Origin of the sequence: Peribacillus sp. NPDC076916, assembly GCF_050269675.1 — a bacterium.
In the GTDB taxonomy this organism is placed as follows: domain Bacteria; phylum Bacillota; class Bacilli; order Bacillales; family DSM-1321; genus Peribacillus; species Peribacillus aracenensis.
This window is the reverse complement of record NZ_JBNNIU010000003.1, coordinates 793,068-809,138: the sequence shown is the minus strand read 5'-3', so window position 1 is coordinate 809,138 and position 16,071 is coordinate 793,068. Positions and strand designations below refer to the sequence as shown.

Below are 16,071 nucleotides of genomic sequence, written 5' to 3'. Positions count from 1 at the left end.
ATTCCAGCTATTTGTAAATACATTAGACGTAAATATAAAATTGAAAATTCAGATTATTTAATGTTCATTAGAATTTTTGGTTATTCTTTAAATCATCATGAATTGCCCTTTGACATCTTAAAATGCCAATGGATTAATACTTGCCCGCAGTAAGTAGTAACATGATCGCAAAAAATGCAAATGTTATAAGCGACATATTAAAAATACTTTTTTTATCGGTGACTGACTGATAAGGACAGGTGACGGCACATAAGACACTAAGTATACCCAGTGAAGAATATATATTGTGTAAAAATTTTGGAGGTTTAATAATATGGATAATCTAATTGAGAAGGGCACTATTAGTCCAGATGAGTTCAAAGGTAATGATTATGATAAGGTGCAATCAGCTATTATATACGCTATCTCTAACAAAAAAACTGTAACCTTGTCCAGAATGTTCGATGTTACAAATCAAAACCCATTGTTTATAGATAAGCCTAATGACCGTTGGTCCCTCCAATTCTTAGGAAGTGGCGGTGGTATAAAAAAAACAAACGATGGATTCCTATTCTCTTCAAATAAAGCTGTCATTGGCGATCTTAATTTTAATATGGTTAAATTCGAAGGTGTACCTGGAGCTGGGCTTAAGATATTCAATAGCAAAAAAATCATTCGGGTATTTTCTTTAGGATGCGTTTACAGAGGAGTTGATACAATTGCTTCATCTATGGATAGTTATTTACAGTCCTATAGGTTCACTGGTGATAGCATAGTGGGGGGGAAAGGGAATGCAATTGAATGTGCAGGCGCTTTCGATACAGTATTTAGCTCTGTTCTAGTGGAACAGAGAGAGAATTTCTTTAAGCAATTTAAAAATACTTCCTCACCCTATCCATCATTATACAATGTAACTTTTAGAGATGTCTGTGTCGAAGGTTTAACTGGTTTTGCTTATCATTTTTGTAGTGCTAATTTATTAACAATTGACGGCGGGTATTATGAAAAAAACATTGGTGGAGATATTTGGTTCGACAATACAGGAGTATATACCGCGGTTTCTATATCAAATATAAGATCTCAAGCGAATGATGGAAACCCAAATAATTTAAGTGTAATTAGATGGGGGGGTACTATTCAATCAGCGAAAACATTTAACGTGGTTAGTATTGGAATGCCAGTTAATGATACTTCTAATGTAATCATGGGATATATCACAACTGAGAATGAGCGACACCAAAATAATGGCGTTGTTAGAAATATTGATCCTTCAAATCGATTAATCAAACAAGCTTCGAGTACACTTATTACTAAAAATGAAAATGTGTCTTTAAGTGATTTTGGCATTTATAAAAGGATAGCTTCAAGTGTTAATGTAAATATTTCCGCAAATTCTTATGAAAAATATAGTGTAGATATGAGACAACGAATAAATTTTGATGATAGCGTCTCTATACAAATAATTAAACCCAATGGATTAGAGATTGTGTTATGTAGCTACCAAAAGAAAAGTGCTAATATTTTGGAAGTGTGGATAAAAAACAATTCGACATCTATGGCAAATATCCAAATATACGTAACTATTTTACAACCATTTTTCAGTATCTCTGGGTAGAGAAATAATAATTCAGTAGTATGGTAAGGTTAATAAAACTTTTATAATATGTTCCTAAAGCTGATAATTATGTATTTTACTTAATTAAACCTTTAGGCACAATTCCCTTATTTACTATATATGACAATTGATCTTCTTGGTGATACTGTTAAAAAGGAAGAAATGCTCTTTAATAGCGGATAATGCAGTAGGAATTAAGCTTTTGAGTTTCTAAAGTAAAAGCAGCGATAATTCCGCTTTATCATTTACTTTTGTCGTTTGTACTGCCTCCTATTACTGTCGGTTTCACAGACGCTGTTTTATCTTCTATATCATTTGACTTTGATACGTACTAAATCTCATTAATATTTTTTAAGTTCAAAAAATCCAGCATTTCTGCTGGATACTCAAAAGTATCAATCACTTAACCAAATTCAATACTTCTAGAAGTCTACCATCTGAATTATAGTTAAAAGTGACCGTCTTATCATCATGAATATGATAGCTTTAACCAAAAAACTCTCCGTCATCCGGAAATTTTTGTATAAAATCATCAAGTAGTTCGGAATTTAGTTTAACAACCATAGGTTTCTTCCTACTATGTAGAGAATCTTCTACCCTCTCCATTACAGTCTCTGTAAATCTCCCCATAATTAACTCCTTTATTCTCTCATTTCCCAAATAAATACCTTATAAATGGTAAATTAAAGGTCCTTAATTAAAATTTCATAATAATGACACGATTTCTTAAAAACTTCCCCAAATATCCGACAGTTTTACCATAATTACCTTTTTGATTAATTAATTTCCGTTGGAACTACGGTTGTTTCACTCTAAGTTAATTCCACTCTACATAAGGGTTTTGTATAGGCAGGAACATGGTTTAATGGAAAACCCGCTATAAGACCATGTGTGTTGTGTTTTCTGAATATAAAGTGACCTTCATCCCGATTTTTTGTTTCTAATAAATTTTTTACGGGCTAACTAGTAGTCAATTTTACTTAGATTTAAGTGATCACTTAATTTTTATAGATTGTTCTTTATAACTTTAGTAAAATGAGAATGATAATTACTATCAATTAAGGAGAATAACTATTATGGGTGTACCTTTGTTAAAAGAAGAGCTTCCGGTTGTTAATAAAATCTGGTCGCGTGATTTTATTATGATTTTCTTGGCTAACTTTTTTGTTTTTTTATCCTTTCAGATGACTTCCCCTACCCTTCCGCTTTTTGTAAAGGAGCTTGGCGGAAATGAACGATATATCGGGTTAGTTGCTGGGATGTTTTTATTTTCTGCCCTGATTGTCCGCCCTTTTGCTGGACAGGCCTTGGAAACAAAAGGCAGACGTTTTGTTTTCCTGTTCGGTTTAGCCCTTTTGGCTGTAGCGATTGGTTCGTTTGGATATATGATGAGTATTTTCCTTCTTTGCGCCATGAGGATTGTACAAGGGATTGGCTGGGGATATACGACCACCGCATCAGGTACGATTGCCTCCGATCTCATCCCAGCAAGGCGTCGGGGTGAGGGTATGGGATACTTCACTTTATCGGGTAATTTGGCGATGGCTTTTGGTCCTTCATTTGGGCTTTTCTTAGCAGATGTTTTAACCTTTCAACATTTGTTTTTATTTTGCGGTGTATTAAGCCTGGCAGCTTGGATCATGGCTTCAACAATTACGTATAAAAAATTAGATCATGCTACTGCTCCAGCTAAAACTAATAGGTTTGACATTTATGAAAAAAGCGCTGTTGCTCCGTCCGTTCTTGTTTTTTTCATTACGGTGACTTTTGGCGGGACTGCTACCTTCTTACCGCTTTATACAATCGAAAAAGGTCTGACAGGTATTCAAGGATACTTTTTTCTTTACGCTTTAGCTCTTATTTTCACACGTATGTTTGCTGGAAAGATCTATGATCAAAAAGGACATCAAGCTGTCTTCATTCCGTCCACTCTTTTTATCGTAGCGGCGATGCTATTGCTAGCCTGGATGCCAAATAACATGATTCTGTATATGGCAGCTATTTTTTATGGCATTGGATTCGGTGCTGTCCAACCGGCTCTTCAAGCGTGGTCTCTTGAACACGCTGCCCGAAATAGAAAAGGCATGGCCAATGCCACTTTCTATTCCTTTTTTGATCTTGGAATCGGTTTCGGTGCCATCCTCTTCGGACAAATTGGCTATCTTTTCGGATATATAAGCATTTACATAATGGCAGCAGTCTCTGTGGGGATTTCAATATTGGCTTACTTATGGATTTTAAGAAAAATGAAGTAATTATAAATTAAGGGACATCTTTGTGGATGTTCTTTTTTTTGAAAGGCTCTTTTAGTAAAGATTGTTGTTATTAAAACGAAACGATTTAAGGTTGATTGGAGCGGAAGTGCGAGACTCCTGCGGGAGCAGCGGGACAGGTGAGACCCAACAGGCGTTTACGCCATGGAGGCTCACCGCCCGCCCCGCGGAAAGCGAGCATCTGGAGGGGAAATCAACCACACCACATTACTTGGTAAATGGCAACAAAGCATTCGAAAACAGCCTATTGAAAACAGAAGTGATTTTGCAGAACAGTTTATCGCATTTGCATCAGCACATTTTTTAACCCCATGTAAAGTATGTAATGGTTTTATTAGTTTTAAGTAATGTTATTGTATTCCCTGTTTCCTTCTCTCTTTTTCGTTGTATGATAGAAAAAAAAGGAGTTTTGGGAATGATTATTCTGCAGTATTTTGGAAAAGTTTTTTCATTCATGCATAAGGATATACCGGAAACTCATGTTAAGTGCCATGTTTGTGCAGGTACAGGTGCTTACGATATTTATACAGATTGTCTTACCTGTAATGCAAAGGGATTGATTAGTAAAGTTGAGTATAATAGGAGGCTTGAAGAGGGTGAGATTTAAAGAATTTCATGAGGTCGATATATGTAAACCAGAAGCAATATTGGCTATTGCTTCTTTTTTTGTCCAAAAACGTGGTTTCCCCCTAACAAAGGAATTTTTCTCTAATTAGAATGCATGATTTAAATCATCACACATTCAAAAGACCACCAATTGGTGGCCTTATACCCTTTTTGTCTCAGGTTGACGTTCCATTCAGAACAATCAAGAAGCAGAAGATTGCTTTTCAGAAATAGTAAATTCACTCTCTTCCTCTAAAGGGTTATGTTCATTTTGGAAAATTATGTTTTGAATGTAGTCATAGGTATTTTTAGTATTGTGACCACTTGTGCACTCCATTAGTTTTGAAAACTGTGCAGTATGGAAAGGAGATTGCGGGTTATTGTAACTGTAAACAATTTCGGAGTGCAAATCATTGAATTTCTCCACTATGCCGCCAAAAGCAATCTCTTTCTGGAGAATGTTAGGCGCGCCATATTCCACTTCTGCCAAAGCCTTGTCTTCCCAATAGAAGATTATATTACTTCCACCTGCAAACGCATAAAAAGTAATGGAAGAATAATCGGATATGACAACTTTGCTTTTCAATAAAGCATCCTTTATGTCCCCTATATAAAACGATTCTTCGTATTTATCATAAATGTCTGGGAACTGTTCTTGAAGTATGATTCTTGATTTAGGATGGAGTATGACATTAATTTTTTTATCTTTATAGAACTTCTCTTTTCGAATCAATTCCAAGAATGAAAAATACCGGTCTAAATAGCTTCCAACTTCAATGCTTCCTGTGAGGTCCCATGGTCGCCATGTAAGCATGAATGTAATTTGATTTTTTTCACTTTGTTGTTCCTGGACATATAAATCAATATTAGGCAGCCCTGTTACCATCAATTCTTTTTCCGTATAACCTGTATTATTAAGGAATAAGTTTTTCTCGAAATTGGAATTTACGAGCATGTAATCTGGTGCAATCGGCACTTTACGGTTAAAGTAACCACGTTCGAAAATATTGGTCGCCATACATGGTCCATGCTGCAACATTATTTTTTTATCAGTTGAAAGAACCTTTTTCTTAATTAAGTAATCGTTATCGTACAATCGGCGTTGTATATGTCCCACAAGATCGGAAGATTGAAAACTTCTGGCTAAAAAGATGTGATAGAAAGCAAGAAAACTATTTTTCCCAACAAGGGCTCTGCCGTATTGTTGCTTAAGATTTTGGAATTCGGGGTGGTCTTTTTCCAATATATAAACGCATGAATCCCCCATCTTGAATGCATATTTAAACAGTTCAAAGGCCGATTCCGAAGCCCCTGCACTGAACTTTTCAAAATAGATATCGTATTTTTTTTTGTTTGGTGAAAATAGGCTGATGAGATAAGCAAATCTTTCTTTAATAAGAATGCTTTTGGCCATTATACTTGTCAATACAATAACGTATTGACCTGTTATTGACTTTCGAATAAAAAGTTCACTGTTCATCTGCCCCAAACGATAGGAACCAGTGTTGTACAAGTAATGATTTTTATCGTATTTGTGATTAGAGTCTGATTTAAAATTGTACCAATAATTATGATCAGCGTGACTTAGCTTGATAAAAATGGGTGTATTAATCTCGCTAGTTTTTACATAATGTTGATAAATTTCCTTCATTGGCACGAAAGACCAGTAAGTATGAATGAGTATGGATATCTTCCCTGTCTTCATTGCAAATTTCTCTCTTATTTTAACTGGAAAGAGAAAATGCACTTTAAAATTTATGCTTTTATCGTAACCGAACGATAAATAGGCTTCTTTGAACGAATAATTTCTGAAACGCATGACCCCAACAAATAGGAAGCGAAAGAATAAAAGGAATACTAAACCTTTGAAAAACGGGGCTTTCTCTATTTTATCCAGCGTTTTGTCTATCTGCAGATTTTTTTGACGTGTTTTCACGAAGGAAAGTTTGCAGTTTGTATCTACGAAGAAAATGATTCTTTCATTCTCTAATTTCCCCTCTTTATTAACATGTCCTTTCGTTGAAGTGATTGTTTGTAAGACTGTCATTGGTTCAAATTCTGAGAGAGTAATCGTATTGTTCGTTTCTTGACTATATACGAAATACTTCATATTATTTTTTCTTTTTTTACTAATACTCTTTGTGCCATTGAAAAGGCAATATCCATCCGATAAAATAGGATTTCCATTTTCAAGACGACCAAAAACTGTTTCTTGTTTCAATTCTTTCCCCCCATGTTTTCCGGAACTTATAATCCTACGGCATATTTTGCCGGTACCTTTGTCACACCCTATATTTTGAAAAAAAGACAATATACCTATGATAGTATAAATAGTTAAACACTTCAATGTAATTATTATTTTAAAAAACTTTTACCCTTGAGAAAAAATGCTAGTTCGTCTAAAGTATCCGTAGGGTAACTTCCCCTTATTTAGCCGTAATATGATAGAATTGTTCGGCACACTAAAGAAGCAAGCAGCGAGGGGATTATGGCGACTATGAGGAAGATTATTGTAATCTTATTTTTTTCATTTTTATTATATGGATGTGAAACAACGGACAAGGACATTCAGCCTGATACTGAAAGAAACGTCAAACAGGAAAACTCTGATTTGGCCAATGAGTTACATTTAAATTCGAATGGATTTTATGAATATCATTCAAATACTTTAAACATACAAATCCAACCTGTTATTAAATCAAAACTGAAATATTGGGTTTCAACCATAAAAGTAAAGAATGTATCACAAGTTAAATCTGAATTTGCAGGCGGTAGTTTTAGTAGTAAAAAAGAAGAAACATCGGAAATAGCAAAAAAAAACAAAGCTGTGTTTGCAGTTAATGGCGGAGGTATTCAGTTTAAATCCAGGAGCGCTGTCATTCGAGATGGAAAAGTATTCAGAACAGGTTTTGCACCACTAGAAATCAGAAAAAATGGCAAACTCTTTATTGGTGATGGAAGAAGAACGGCAGAAGACATGCTTGAACAAGGCGCATTACATATCTTTGATTTTGGGCCGGAGTTATTGATTAATGGAAAGGTTCCTTCTTTTAAGAACCAAGATTGGTTTACAACAGTCCGTGCGCCAAGAACTGCGATAGGACAAAGGAAACCATATGAATATATCATTATAACGGTGGATGGTCGTTCGTCTGAATCCAATGGCATGACGTTTGCAGAGCTTGTAAAGGTATTTCAATCCAAAGGGGTAACGTGGGCTTACAATCTAGATGGAGGTGGCAGCACTACCTTATATTACTTGGATAACATTTTAAATCACCCTTCAGATGGAGAAGAAAGACAAATTTCAGACATATTATATTTTACTGAGTAGCATTTGCTACAAAAGAATTTTTAATTTATACAAACAATAATAAAGCCCCTCTCCATTTAGAGAAGGGCTTTTACTATGGATGAGATATCACAACTACGAGAATTATTAACTGTAAAGCATTTGGCAAATTATTTAAATGTTAGTGAAAAAACTGCTGATGAATACATGGGAAGTCCCGATTTTCCTTTAATTCGTTTAAAACGGGCCAAGAGGGTTTTGAAGGCTGACTTTTTAGACTGGTTACAATCAAAGTAAGAATAATACAAGCAGAAGTCGTTTGGAAATTGTATGCTAATAAAAAGTTTAAAAAAAGCTGGGGTGATACGTAATCACAGCACCCTATTTGTATTTTTTTGTTAAATCTGTTGGTCTGCAAAGCCAAACTTCCCGATCTATGACTATTACCATCCGCTTGTTCCTGCAATATCACCTTCATTAAAATCATTTATTTATACCATTGGCTATTGCTTCTTTTTTTTGTCCAAAAACGTGCCGTTTGCCTCTAACATTACTTGGGTATTTTATTATCAGGGGGGGATACATATGACAGCAATTACTCATATTGGACTGGCTGTTCCTGATTTGGATGCTGCGAGGGCTTTTTTCATATTTGCTTGATAGCGGATGATATTGAAAGGCTGGCTGATGTTGTTGCTGCTTCTGGTGGAAGAAGGCGAAGCGATATATGGAATACTTGGGAGAATAAGCCCTATTATTTAATATATTGTGAAGATCCTTTCGGCAATATCATTGAACTTTACAGCCGAAGTACCGAATTGATGTATGGAAATAGAGGTTGATATAAGAGCAGCCCCCAATTTGAGTATTGGAGGCTTTTCCTGTTTTTTATCACTTTTTAACGGTTACTTTTCTTGATTCGCTTACGTTTTTCGCTTTGTCTTTGGCATAGGTATATAGGTTCTGTCCGGCTTTTTGTTTGGGGATTTTAACCGAGAATGTACCTTTGGCCGTTGCTGTGGCAGAGCCGATCACTTTTCTTGATGCTTTGATGGACACCGTGGAGTTGGCTTCTGCTTTGCCTGTTACTTTTGTCGTTTTTGTCGTTACTGTGTTGACCGTCGGTTTACTTGGTGCTGTTTTGTCTGCGACGGTCACGGTTTTGATCGAGCTAACATTTCCTGCTTTATCTGTTGCCGTAACGGATAGGACTTTTCCGGCTTTTTGTTTTTTTGACATCGTAACGGTGAAATTCCCTGCGCTGTTGGAATTTGCTTTGCCTAGTACCGTACTGCCTGTTTTGACTGTGACGGAAGAGCCCGCCTCCGCTTTACCGGTTACTTTGACGGTATTGTCACCTACCGTATTTACGGACGGTCTTGCAGGAGCCGTTTTATCTGTCACTTTAAATGAAACGGGTATACTTTTATTTCCCGATTGATCGATTAGCCTCGTAGAGATGGTCGTTCCGGCTGTTTGTTTTGCAATAGTCGCCGTAAAGGTTTTTTCGCCATTGATTTTCACTGTGGCGAGTTGTTTGTTAGCGGTATAGATGGAGATGGTCCCCGTTTTAAAATCAGTCGGGATTTTCCCGTTGATCTTCGTGTCCTTATCGGATATCGCGGTCACGGCCGGTTTGGTCAGCGTCTTCATCTCGAGTGCTTTTTTTGCATTGACCCGCCCGTTTCCATAGTATATGTCTTTCCCTTTTGCACCTAGGTCCACGGCTGAATCATAGAGGCGATATTCGACCTCGGTTTTGTTGAGTTTAGGCTCATTGGACCAAATCAGTGCCGCTACACCTGCCACCATCGGCGTGGCCATCGATGTTCCGCTCATCCAGCCGTATCTACCATAAGGCAAGGTTGAAAGGATATCATCTCCAGGGGCCGCGATATCGACTGTTGAATGGTAGTTGGAATAACTGGGACGCCTGTCCCTTGAGTCAGTGGCAGCGACGGAAATGACGTGGCTGAATGCAGCTGGGTACACACGCTGCACATTTTTCCCCATATCCCCTTCATTCCCGGCAGCCGCTACGATCAGTACGCCTTTTTTATAGGCTTCCTGGACGGCCTTATTAAAGGCCTCTGAATAACTGGTGTCTCCTAAACTCATATTGATGATGTTTGCCTTTTGCTGAACAGCATAATGTATCGCCTCAATGATATCAGCTGTATTGGCATACTCTCCATCAAAAACGTTGATCGGCATTAGTTTAACGTTCGGAGCAACACCCGTTCCGCCTATGCCATTGTTCGCAGAACCGGCAATGATTCCTGCGATATGCGTTCCATGCGCCCCTTTTGGTACGATATGCTTCCGATTTTTTATCGTATCATAGGCATTGACGACCTTCCCTTTTAAATCTTCGTGATTGCGATCGATGCCGTCGTCAATGATGGCCACGATCAATTCCTTCGACCCCATGGTTTTGGTCCACGCTGCACTCGTACCAAGCTTTTTATGATGCCATTGGTCTATGTAAGCTGGATCGTTCGGACTTTCCATTTTCTTAAAAATGTAGTTTGGTTCTGCATATTCCACATTCTTCTGTTCTTCAAGTTCCTCGATCACGTTGTCTGTCGTTTCCCCTTTAGGAACCTCCACCTTTTCGATCAACTCGTTGATCGGCTCATCGTTCGTCTCTTTATATTTGACGATGACACCATCAGATTGCGGGTTCTCTTCTGCAGAAGCAGAATCTGGCTGGTAGATTGGCAGAATCATAAACAGTAATAATGCCGGAAGTAAAACCTGAATAAGTTTGTGCATACAATCACTCCAAAAATATGATTAAGAATAGCTATCGATGAGGTTATATCATGAACCAATTCTACTATTTATTCCTAACTAGATTGTATACCGTCTGATTTGGATTTACTAACCTTTTTATCTAGTTAAAATAGCTTATTTAAAAAACAAAAAACCGCTATAAAGCGGTTTCAGTTTGTCGACAAAATGGGGTTCTATCTAATTTTAAAACAAAGGGGTTGCCTGTAGACAAACTTGATAATAATTGATTACTTTAAAATTTGCACTTTGATTTCCACTCCAGGCACTCACTTTCCGCGGGCAGTCCGTGAGCCTCCTCGACGCTTCGCGCCTGCGGGGTCTCCCCTGGACTCGCATTTCCCGCAGGAGTCTCGTACCTTCCGTTCCAATCAACTTCGTTTGAAAAATTCAGACAGAAGCACTTTTATCTAATAAAGGGAGTTCCGATTGGTCTAATCCTAAACCATGATTTTATTATTCTTTATGTTTTTTTCTGTATTCCTTATTGGATGGAAGAAATTTGCGACACTCCTGCCGAATTACTGGCTAGCCGAGACCCCGCAGCCGCTAGGCGAGGAGGCTTGGTAGGCAGTCGGCGGAAAGGGAGCGGATTTCTGAAATCTACTGGAACCTTTTTTTAAAAAAAACTGCAAGCAAACTCGTTTTTCCTCGAATATATCTCCAGTAAGTCTGGGAGTTTAGAATAGTCCAATCCTAAACAATGATTTTAAACAAGACTAGATTATTCTTCATGTTTTCTTACTGTAATCCTTGTTGGATGAAAGAAATTTGCGACACTCCTGCCGAATTACTGGCTAGCCGAAACCTCGGAGGCGCTTGCGCCGAGGAGGCTTGGCAGGAGGTCGGCGGAAAGGGAGCGATTTCTGAAATCTACTGGAACCTTTTTTTAAAGGCTTTGTAAAAGAATGGTGTTGATTTTTGAACAAATAAAAAAGACCACCCAAAAGTGGCCTTCTAAAGTTCAACTAAATTACTTATCCTTATTGTGCAGTTCAAATGACTCTTCAGAATCATCCCATTTTACATTTACCTTTATAACTTCGCCTTCACCTATTATTGTTCCACCTTCTGAACCTCCACCCGTTCTAAATACCTTTTCGCGAGGTGGTTCAGGGAATTGTTCTTTTGTACTTGCGCTTTGACTGGTTGTTTCAAAACTGTATTCGAGGTTTTTCATGGAAGATAACTCTTCTAAAGATCCTTTGTATTTTAATACAAGTTCATAGCTATCTTTACTAGAATGACCTGTTTGTTTGCGTTCATTTTCCCTCCATATTTCGGTTGCTTCATAAGAATATTCAGCTTCCCAATGTTCGCTATTTCCTATAAATTGATAATTATGTTCGGTCCTCGTTTCTGATTGTGTTTCCTTACTGTTGGTAAATGAACAAGCTGTTAAAACCATCATTATAAATAATACAGTGAAAACTTTCTTCAACCTAACTCCTCCTCAATGGATAAATGAATTTCAATTTTACCATTTATAGGTTTATTTTTAGTGTAATTTGGAAAAGTTTTTTTAAGTAACTTGCCCTTTAGTTCGAAAATCAACAAGATCCTTTAACAGAGCGTTTTAAAAAAAACTTGCAAGCAAACTCGTTTTTCCTCGAATATATCTCCAGTCTGTCTAGGAGTTCCGATGATTAGTCTAATCCTAAACCATGATTTTAAAACTAGACTAAATTATTCTTCATGTTTTTTTACTGTAATCCTTATTGGATGGAAGAAATTTGCGACACTCCTGCCGAATTACTGGCTAGCCGAGACCCCGGAGGCGCTTGCGCCAGGAGGCATGGCAGACAGTCGGGTGAAACGGAGATTTCTAGAAATAGCTGGAACATTTTCCGTAAAAATAGGTTCTATCTATTCTTAAACAAAGTTGATTGGAACGGAAGGCACGAGACTCCTGCGGGAAATGCGAGTCCAGGGGAGACCCCGCAGGCGCGAAGCGTTGAGGAGGCTCCCGGACCGCCCGCGGAAAGCGAGTGCCTGGAGTGGAAATCAACGGTCGCTTTCTCCAAACAAAAAACTGCAGGCAAACTCGCTTTTCATCGAGTTTGTCTGCAGTTCGGAACCGCTATAACACGGTTTAATGTCCGCCTAAATAGGCATTCTTGATTTCTTCGCTTGCGGTCAGTTCCTCTGATTTGCCTGATAGGACGATTCGGCCGGTTTCGACAACATAGGCTCTGTCCGCGATGGATAGTGCTAAATTGGCATTTTGTTCGACCAGCAGGATCGTTGTACCTGTTTTGTTGATTTCTTCGATGATGTTAAAGATTTGCTTCACCAATAATGGTGCAAGTCCCATCGATGGCTCGTCCAATAACAGGAGCCGGGGCTTGGCCATGAGGGCCCTGCCCATTGCGAGCATTTGTTGTTCCCCGCCGGAAAGGGTTCCGGATTGCTGTTTCAGGCGCTCTAGCAAACGCGGGAATAATTCATAGACTTTCTCCATATCCTGCTTGATGCCTGCCTTATCTTTGCGTAAATACGCACCAAGCTGAAGGTTTTCTTCAACCGACATGTTAGCGAAGACACGCCTGCCTTCAGGGACATGGGAGATGCCCATTTTCACGATGGATTGTGCTGCCTTTCCGCCGATGGATTGCCCTTCGTAAATGATCTTCCCTTGTTTTGGTTTTAATAGGCCGGAAATGCTTTTCAGCATCGTGCTTTTCCCGGCTCCGTTCGCCCCGATAAGAGTCACGATTTCACCTTCGTTAATAGAAAGCGAGACTCCTTTCAAGGCTTGAATGTTTCCGTAATAGACGTTGATGTCCTCGATTTTTAACATTATGAAACCTCCTCGCCCAGATAGGCCTCGATGACTTTTGGATTGTTACGGATTTCCTCTGGCTTTCCTTGAGCGATCAGTTGTCCGTGATCGAGTACGTATATGCGTTCGCAAACACCCATGACGAGCGGCATATCATGTTCTATCAATAATACGGTCAAATCGAATTTCTCACGGATGAGGGCAATCAGGTTCATGAGTTCGTGCGTTTCCTGGGGATTCATCCCCGCAGCCGGTTCATCCAGTAAAAGCAGTTTCGGGTTGGCTGCAAGTGCGCGGGCGATTTCCAAACGTCTTTGTTTACCATATGGCAGGTTCTTCGCCTTTTCATCCTTATATTGATCAAGGTTGAAGATCTTCAGGAACTCAATCGCCTTTTCATCCATTTCTTTTTCGCCTTTAAAATGGATCGGCATGCGGAAAATCGAACTTAAAATGCCATGCTTCGAAAGCGAATGATAGGCCACTTTAACATTATCGATCACGGATAGTTCACTGAATAAGCGAATGTTCTGGAATGTCCGGCTGATCCCTTTTTGCGTAATTTTATATGGAGGCAGTTTTCTTAAGTTCTCACCTTCCAAAGAAATGGTCCCCTCTGTAGGGACGTAAACTCCTGTCAGCAAATTAAAGAAAGTTGTTTTTCCAGCGCCGTTCGGCCCGATCAAGCCAATTAATTCTCCTGGATATAACTCGACGTTAACATCAGAAACGGCTTTAAGCCCTCCGAACTGGATGCCGACTGAATCGACTTTAAGCAGCGGTGTTTTTATTTTTTTCATGGCTGCTTCCTCCTTTACGTTTGAACATGGATGTTATTTCTTTTGTCCCCATTAAACCTTGTGGACGATAGAGCATCATCACGATAAGCACAAGGCTGTAAATGATCATTCGCGTTTCCGGATAATCCTGCAGGAAAGTCGTGACTACCGTCAGTAATATTGCGGCCAATACGGCACCGGAAAGGCTTCCAAGACCGCCAAGTACCACTAGGATCAAAATATCGAATGATTTCAGGAATCCAAAGTTCGATGGCTGAATGATATAGAAGTTATGAGCGTAAAGCCCTCCAGCAATACCTGCAAAAAAAGCTCCGATTGCAAACGCGACAACTTTGTAATACGTCGTGTTGATTCCCATCGAATCGGCAGCCGTCTCGTCCTCGCGGATCGATATGCAGGCCCTGCCGTGGGTCGAGCTAGTAAAGTTTCGGATGACGATGATCGTAATGATGACGGAAGCGAATACCCACGGCCAAGTGGTCAAATGGGAAACCTGCATGCCGCTCGCCCCGCCGACATAATCGATATTCAAAAGCATGATCCGGACGATTTCCCCAAAACCGAGGGTCGCAATCGCCAGGTAGTCACCTTTTAAGCGTAAGCTTGGAATTCCGATGATCAATCCGGCCAACGCTGACGCCAAACCTCCGACTATCAATGCCGCATAAAACGGCATTGATAGCTTCATCGTCATAACGGCTGAAGCATAGGCACCGACTGCCAGGAATCCGGCATGTCCGATGGAGAACTGCCCGGTTATCCCGATGATCAAGTGCAGGCTAGTTGCCAGAATGATATTGATCCCGATGAACATGAGCGTATTTTGATAAAAAGGATTTAGCGATCCGCCGCCGATTAACACTTGAACTACGGCGAAAAAGATCAATGATAGTGAAATCGAGAGCCAAAAACCTTTTGCTCGCTTAATTGTAGTCATTGCTTTGTCTCCCCTATACTTTTTCTTTTTTGTTTTTACCGAATAAGCCTTGTGGCATGAAAATCAAGATAAGAATCAGTACGACGAAGGCTACAGCATCACGCCATAATGAGTAACCGGCGGCACTGACCAAAGCTTCGATGACACCTAGCAATAAGCCACCGACCATCGCGCCCGGTATAATCCCGATCCCTCCAAGTACGGCGGCAACGAATGCTTTCAATCCCGGAAGCACACCCATGAGCGGCTCAATCTTAATATAGTAAATACCGAAAATGACGCCTGCTGCCCCCGCTAATGCGGAACCGATTGCAAAGGTGGCAGAAATCGTATTATTTACATTTATCCCCATCAGCTTAGCTGCATCCGCGTCGAAGGAAACGGCACGCATCGCTTTTCCAATTTTTGATTTATGAACGATGATTTGAAGGATGATCATTAGAACCACGGCCACTCCAAAAATCAAAACCGATTGACTATTGATGGAAACTCCCAAAATATCGAACTTTTCTGTCGGCAATACATCATTCGGGTAAGCTTCCGGCTGTGCACCGCGGACGTAGATGAATCCGTATTCGATCAAAAGGGAAACACCGATGGCCGTGATAAGGGCAGCAATACGTGTTGCGTTACGCAATGGCTTGTACGCGATACGCTCGATCAAAACCCCAAACAGCGCACAGACCGTCATCGAGATTAATAGAGCGGGAATGAATGACAGATCCAGAACCGTTATCGAGTAAAACCCAACGAATGAGCCGACCATGAATACATCGCCATGTGCGAAGTTTATCAATTTAACAATCCCGTAAACCATCGTATATCCGAGAGCGATAAGGGCATAAATACTTCCTAGTGAAATCCCGTTTATTAACTGTTGTATCAATTCCATGTTCGACTCTCCTTGAAAATCTAATTTTATGAATGATTAGTCCAGACTCTTTTCATTCCGTAATGGGGAAGTTCAGCGACCTGGTTTGCTTTGAAAATGAGA

General features: G+C 39.4%; 12 protein-coding genes and 1 pseudogene. 6 read left to right on the top strand and 7 right to left on the bottom strand.

The features are described 5' to 3' along the window. Window positions 1-313 precede the first annotated feature (313 nt). From ACQKFG_RS13475 to ACQKFG_RS13465, 3 genes are all read left to right on the top strand, one after another. The gene (locus tag ACQKFG_RS13475) at window positions 314-1,594 is read left to right on the top strand and encodes a hypothetical protein (protein WP_427559599.1); all 1,281 of its coding nucleotides are present in this window, start codon (window positions 314-316) and stop codon (window positions 1,592-1,594) included. 1,076 nt (window positions 1,595-2,670) lie between these two features. Next, window positions 2,671-3,849 (top strand): MFS transporter, encoded by a 1,179-nt coding sequence (locus ACQKFG_RS13470; RefSeq protein WP_427559596.1) that lies wholly within the window; start codon window positions 2,671-2,673, stop codon window positions 3,847-3,849. 433 nt (window positions 3,850-4,282) lie between these two features. Next, window positions 4,283-4,474 (top strand): hypothetical protein, encoded by a 192-nt coding sequence (locus ACQKFG_RS13465; RefSeq protein ID WP_192205899.1) that lies wholly within the window; start codon window positions 4,283-4,285, stop codon window positions 4,472-4,474. Between the two features lie 201 nt (window positions 4,475-4,675). On the opposite strand, the gene ACQKFG_RS13460 is transcribed toward ACQKFG_RS13465, so the two are convergent. Continuing rightward, window positions 4,676-6,694, bottom strand: a complete 2,019-nt coding sequence (locus tag ACQKFG_RS13460; protein ID WP_427559592.1) for a CDP-glycerol glycerophosphotransferase family protein — start codon at window positions 6,692-6,694, stop codon at window positions 4,676-4,678. A gap of 276 nt (window positions 6,695-6,970) precedes the next feature. On the opposite strand from ACQKFG_RS13460, the gene ACQKFG_RS13455 reads away from it, so the two are divergent. The 3 genes and pseudogenes from ACQKFG_RS13455 to ACQKFG_RS13445 all read left to right on the top strand — a co-directional run. After that, window positions 6,971-7,807 carry a phosphodiester glycosidase family protein gene (locus ACQKFG_RS13455; RefSeq protein ID WP_427559589.1) on the top strand — a complete coding sequence of 279 codons (837 nt, stop codon included), beginning with the start codon at window positions 6,971-6,973 and terminating at the stop codon, window positions 7,805-7,807. A gap of 75 nt (window positions 7,808-7,882) precedes the next feature. Next, on the top strand, window positions 7,883-8,062 hold the full coding sequence (locus ACQKFG_RS13450) for a helix-turn-helix domain-containing protein (RefSeq protein WP_387604416.1): 180 nt from the start codon (window positions 7,883-7,885) through the stop codon (window positions 8,060-8,062). A gap of 350 nt (window positions 8,063-8,412) precedes the next feature. Next, window positions 8,413-8,607, top strand: a pseudogene (locus tag ACQKFG_RS13445) (VOC family protein); the annotation flags it as partial. A gap of 49 nt (window positions 8,608-8,656) precedes the next feature. On the opposite strand, the gene ACQKFG_RS13440 reads toward ACQKFG_RS13445, so the two are convergent. From ACQKFG_RS13440 to ACQKFG_RS13415, 6 genes are all read right to left on the bottom strand, one after another. Continuing rightward, complete coding sequence (locus ACQKFG_RS13440; RefSeq protein WP_427559585.1) at window positions 8,657-10,540, bottom strand: S8 family serine peptidase; 1,884 nt, start codon at window positions 10,538-10,540, stop codon at window positions 8,657-8,659. A gap of 991 nt (window positions 10,541-11,531) precedes the next feature. Next, window positions 11,532-11,999: a hypothetical protein gene (locus ACQKFG_RS13435; RefSeq protein WP_192205908.1), complete on the bottom strand. Its 468-nt coding sequence runs from the start codon at window positions 11,997-11,999 to the stop codon at window positions 11,532-11,534. A 651-nt stretch (window positions 12,000-12,650) separates the two neighbouring features. Beyond that, window positions 12,651-13,358, bottom strand: coding sequence for an ABC transporter ATP-binding protein (locus tag ACQKFG_RS13430; RefSeq protein WP_192205910.1), 708 nt, complete (start codon window positions 13,356-13,358; stop codon window positions 12,651-12,653). After that, window positions 13,358-14,140 carry an ABC transporter ATP-binding protein gene (locus tag ACQKFG_RS13425; protein ID WP_034308746.1) on the bottom strand — a complete coding sequence of 261 codons (783 nt, stop codon included), beginning with the start codon at window positions 14,138-14,140 and terminating at the stop codon, window positions 13,358-13,360. Before ACQKFG_RS13425 ends, ACQKFG_RS13430 begins: the two co-directional genes overlap by 1 nt. Then, a complete protein-coding gene (locus tag ACQKFG_RS13420; RefSeq protein ID WP_427559582.1) occupies window positions 14,112-15,077 on the bottom strand; it encodes a branched-chain amino acid ABC transporter permease in 966 nt (321 codons plus the stop codon). Before ACQKFG_RS13420 ends, ACQKFG_RS13425 begins: the two co-directional genes overlap by 29 nt. A gap of 13 nt (window positions 15,078-15,090) precedes the next feature. Further along, window positions 15,091-15,969 carry a branched-chain amino acid ABC transporter permease gene (locus tag ACQKFG_RS13415; RefSeq protein ID WP_427559579.1) on the bottom strand — a complete coding sequence of 293 codons (879 nt, stop codon included), beginning with the start codon at window positions 15,967-15,969 and terminating at the stop codon, window positions 15,091-15,093. Window positions 15,970-16,071 lie beyond the last annotated feature (102 nt).

Bases quoted from the DNA above. Each gene is read 5' to 3' on its own strand.
- ACQKFG_RS13475 (WP_427559599.1), top strand. From the start codon at position 314: ATGGATAATCTAATTGAGAAGGGCACTATTAGTCCAGATGAGTTCAAA.
- ACQKFG_RS13470 (WP_427559596.1), top strand. From the start codon at position 2,671: ATGGGTGTACCTTTGTTAAAAGAAGAGCTTCCGGTTGTTAATAAAATC.
- ACQKFG_RS13465 (WP_192205899.1), top strand. From the start codon at position 4,283: ATGATTATTCTGCAGTATTTTGGAAAAGTTTTTTCATTCATGCATAAG.
- ACQKFG_RS13455 (WP_427559589.1), top strand. From the start codon at position 6,971: ATGAGGAAGATTATTGTAATCTTATTTTTTTCATTTTTATTATATGGA.
- ACQKFG_RS13450 (WP_387604416.1), top strand. From the start codon at position 7,883: ATGGATGAGATATCACAACTACGAGAATTATTAACTGTAAAGCATTTG.
- ACQKFG_RS13440 (WP_427559585.1), bottom strand. From the start codon at position 10,540: ATGCACAAACTTATTCAGGTTTTACTTCCGGCATTATTACTGTTTATG.
- ACQKFG_RS13430 (WP_192205910.1), bottom strand. From the start codon at position 13,358: ATGTTAAAAATCGAGGACATCAACGTCTATTACGGAAACATTCAAGCC.
- ACQKFG_RS13425 (WP_034308746.1), bottom strand. From the start codon at position 14,140: ATGAAAAAAATAAAAACACCGCTGCTTAAAGTCGATTCAGTCGGCATC.
- ACQKFG_RS13420 (WP_427559582.1), bottom strand. From the start codon at position 15,077: ATGACTACAATTAAGCGAGCAAAAGGTTTTTGGCTCTCGATTTCACTA.
- ACQKFG_RS13415 (WP_427559579.1), bottom strand. From the start codon at position 15,969: ATGGAATTGATACAACAGTTAATAAACGGGATTTCACTAGGAAGTATT.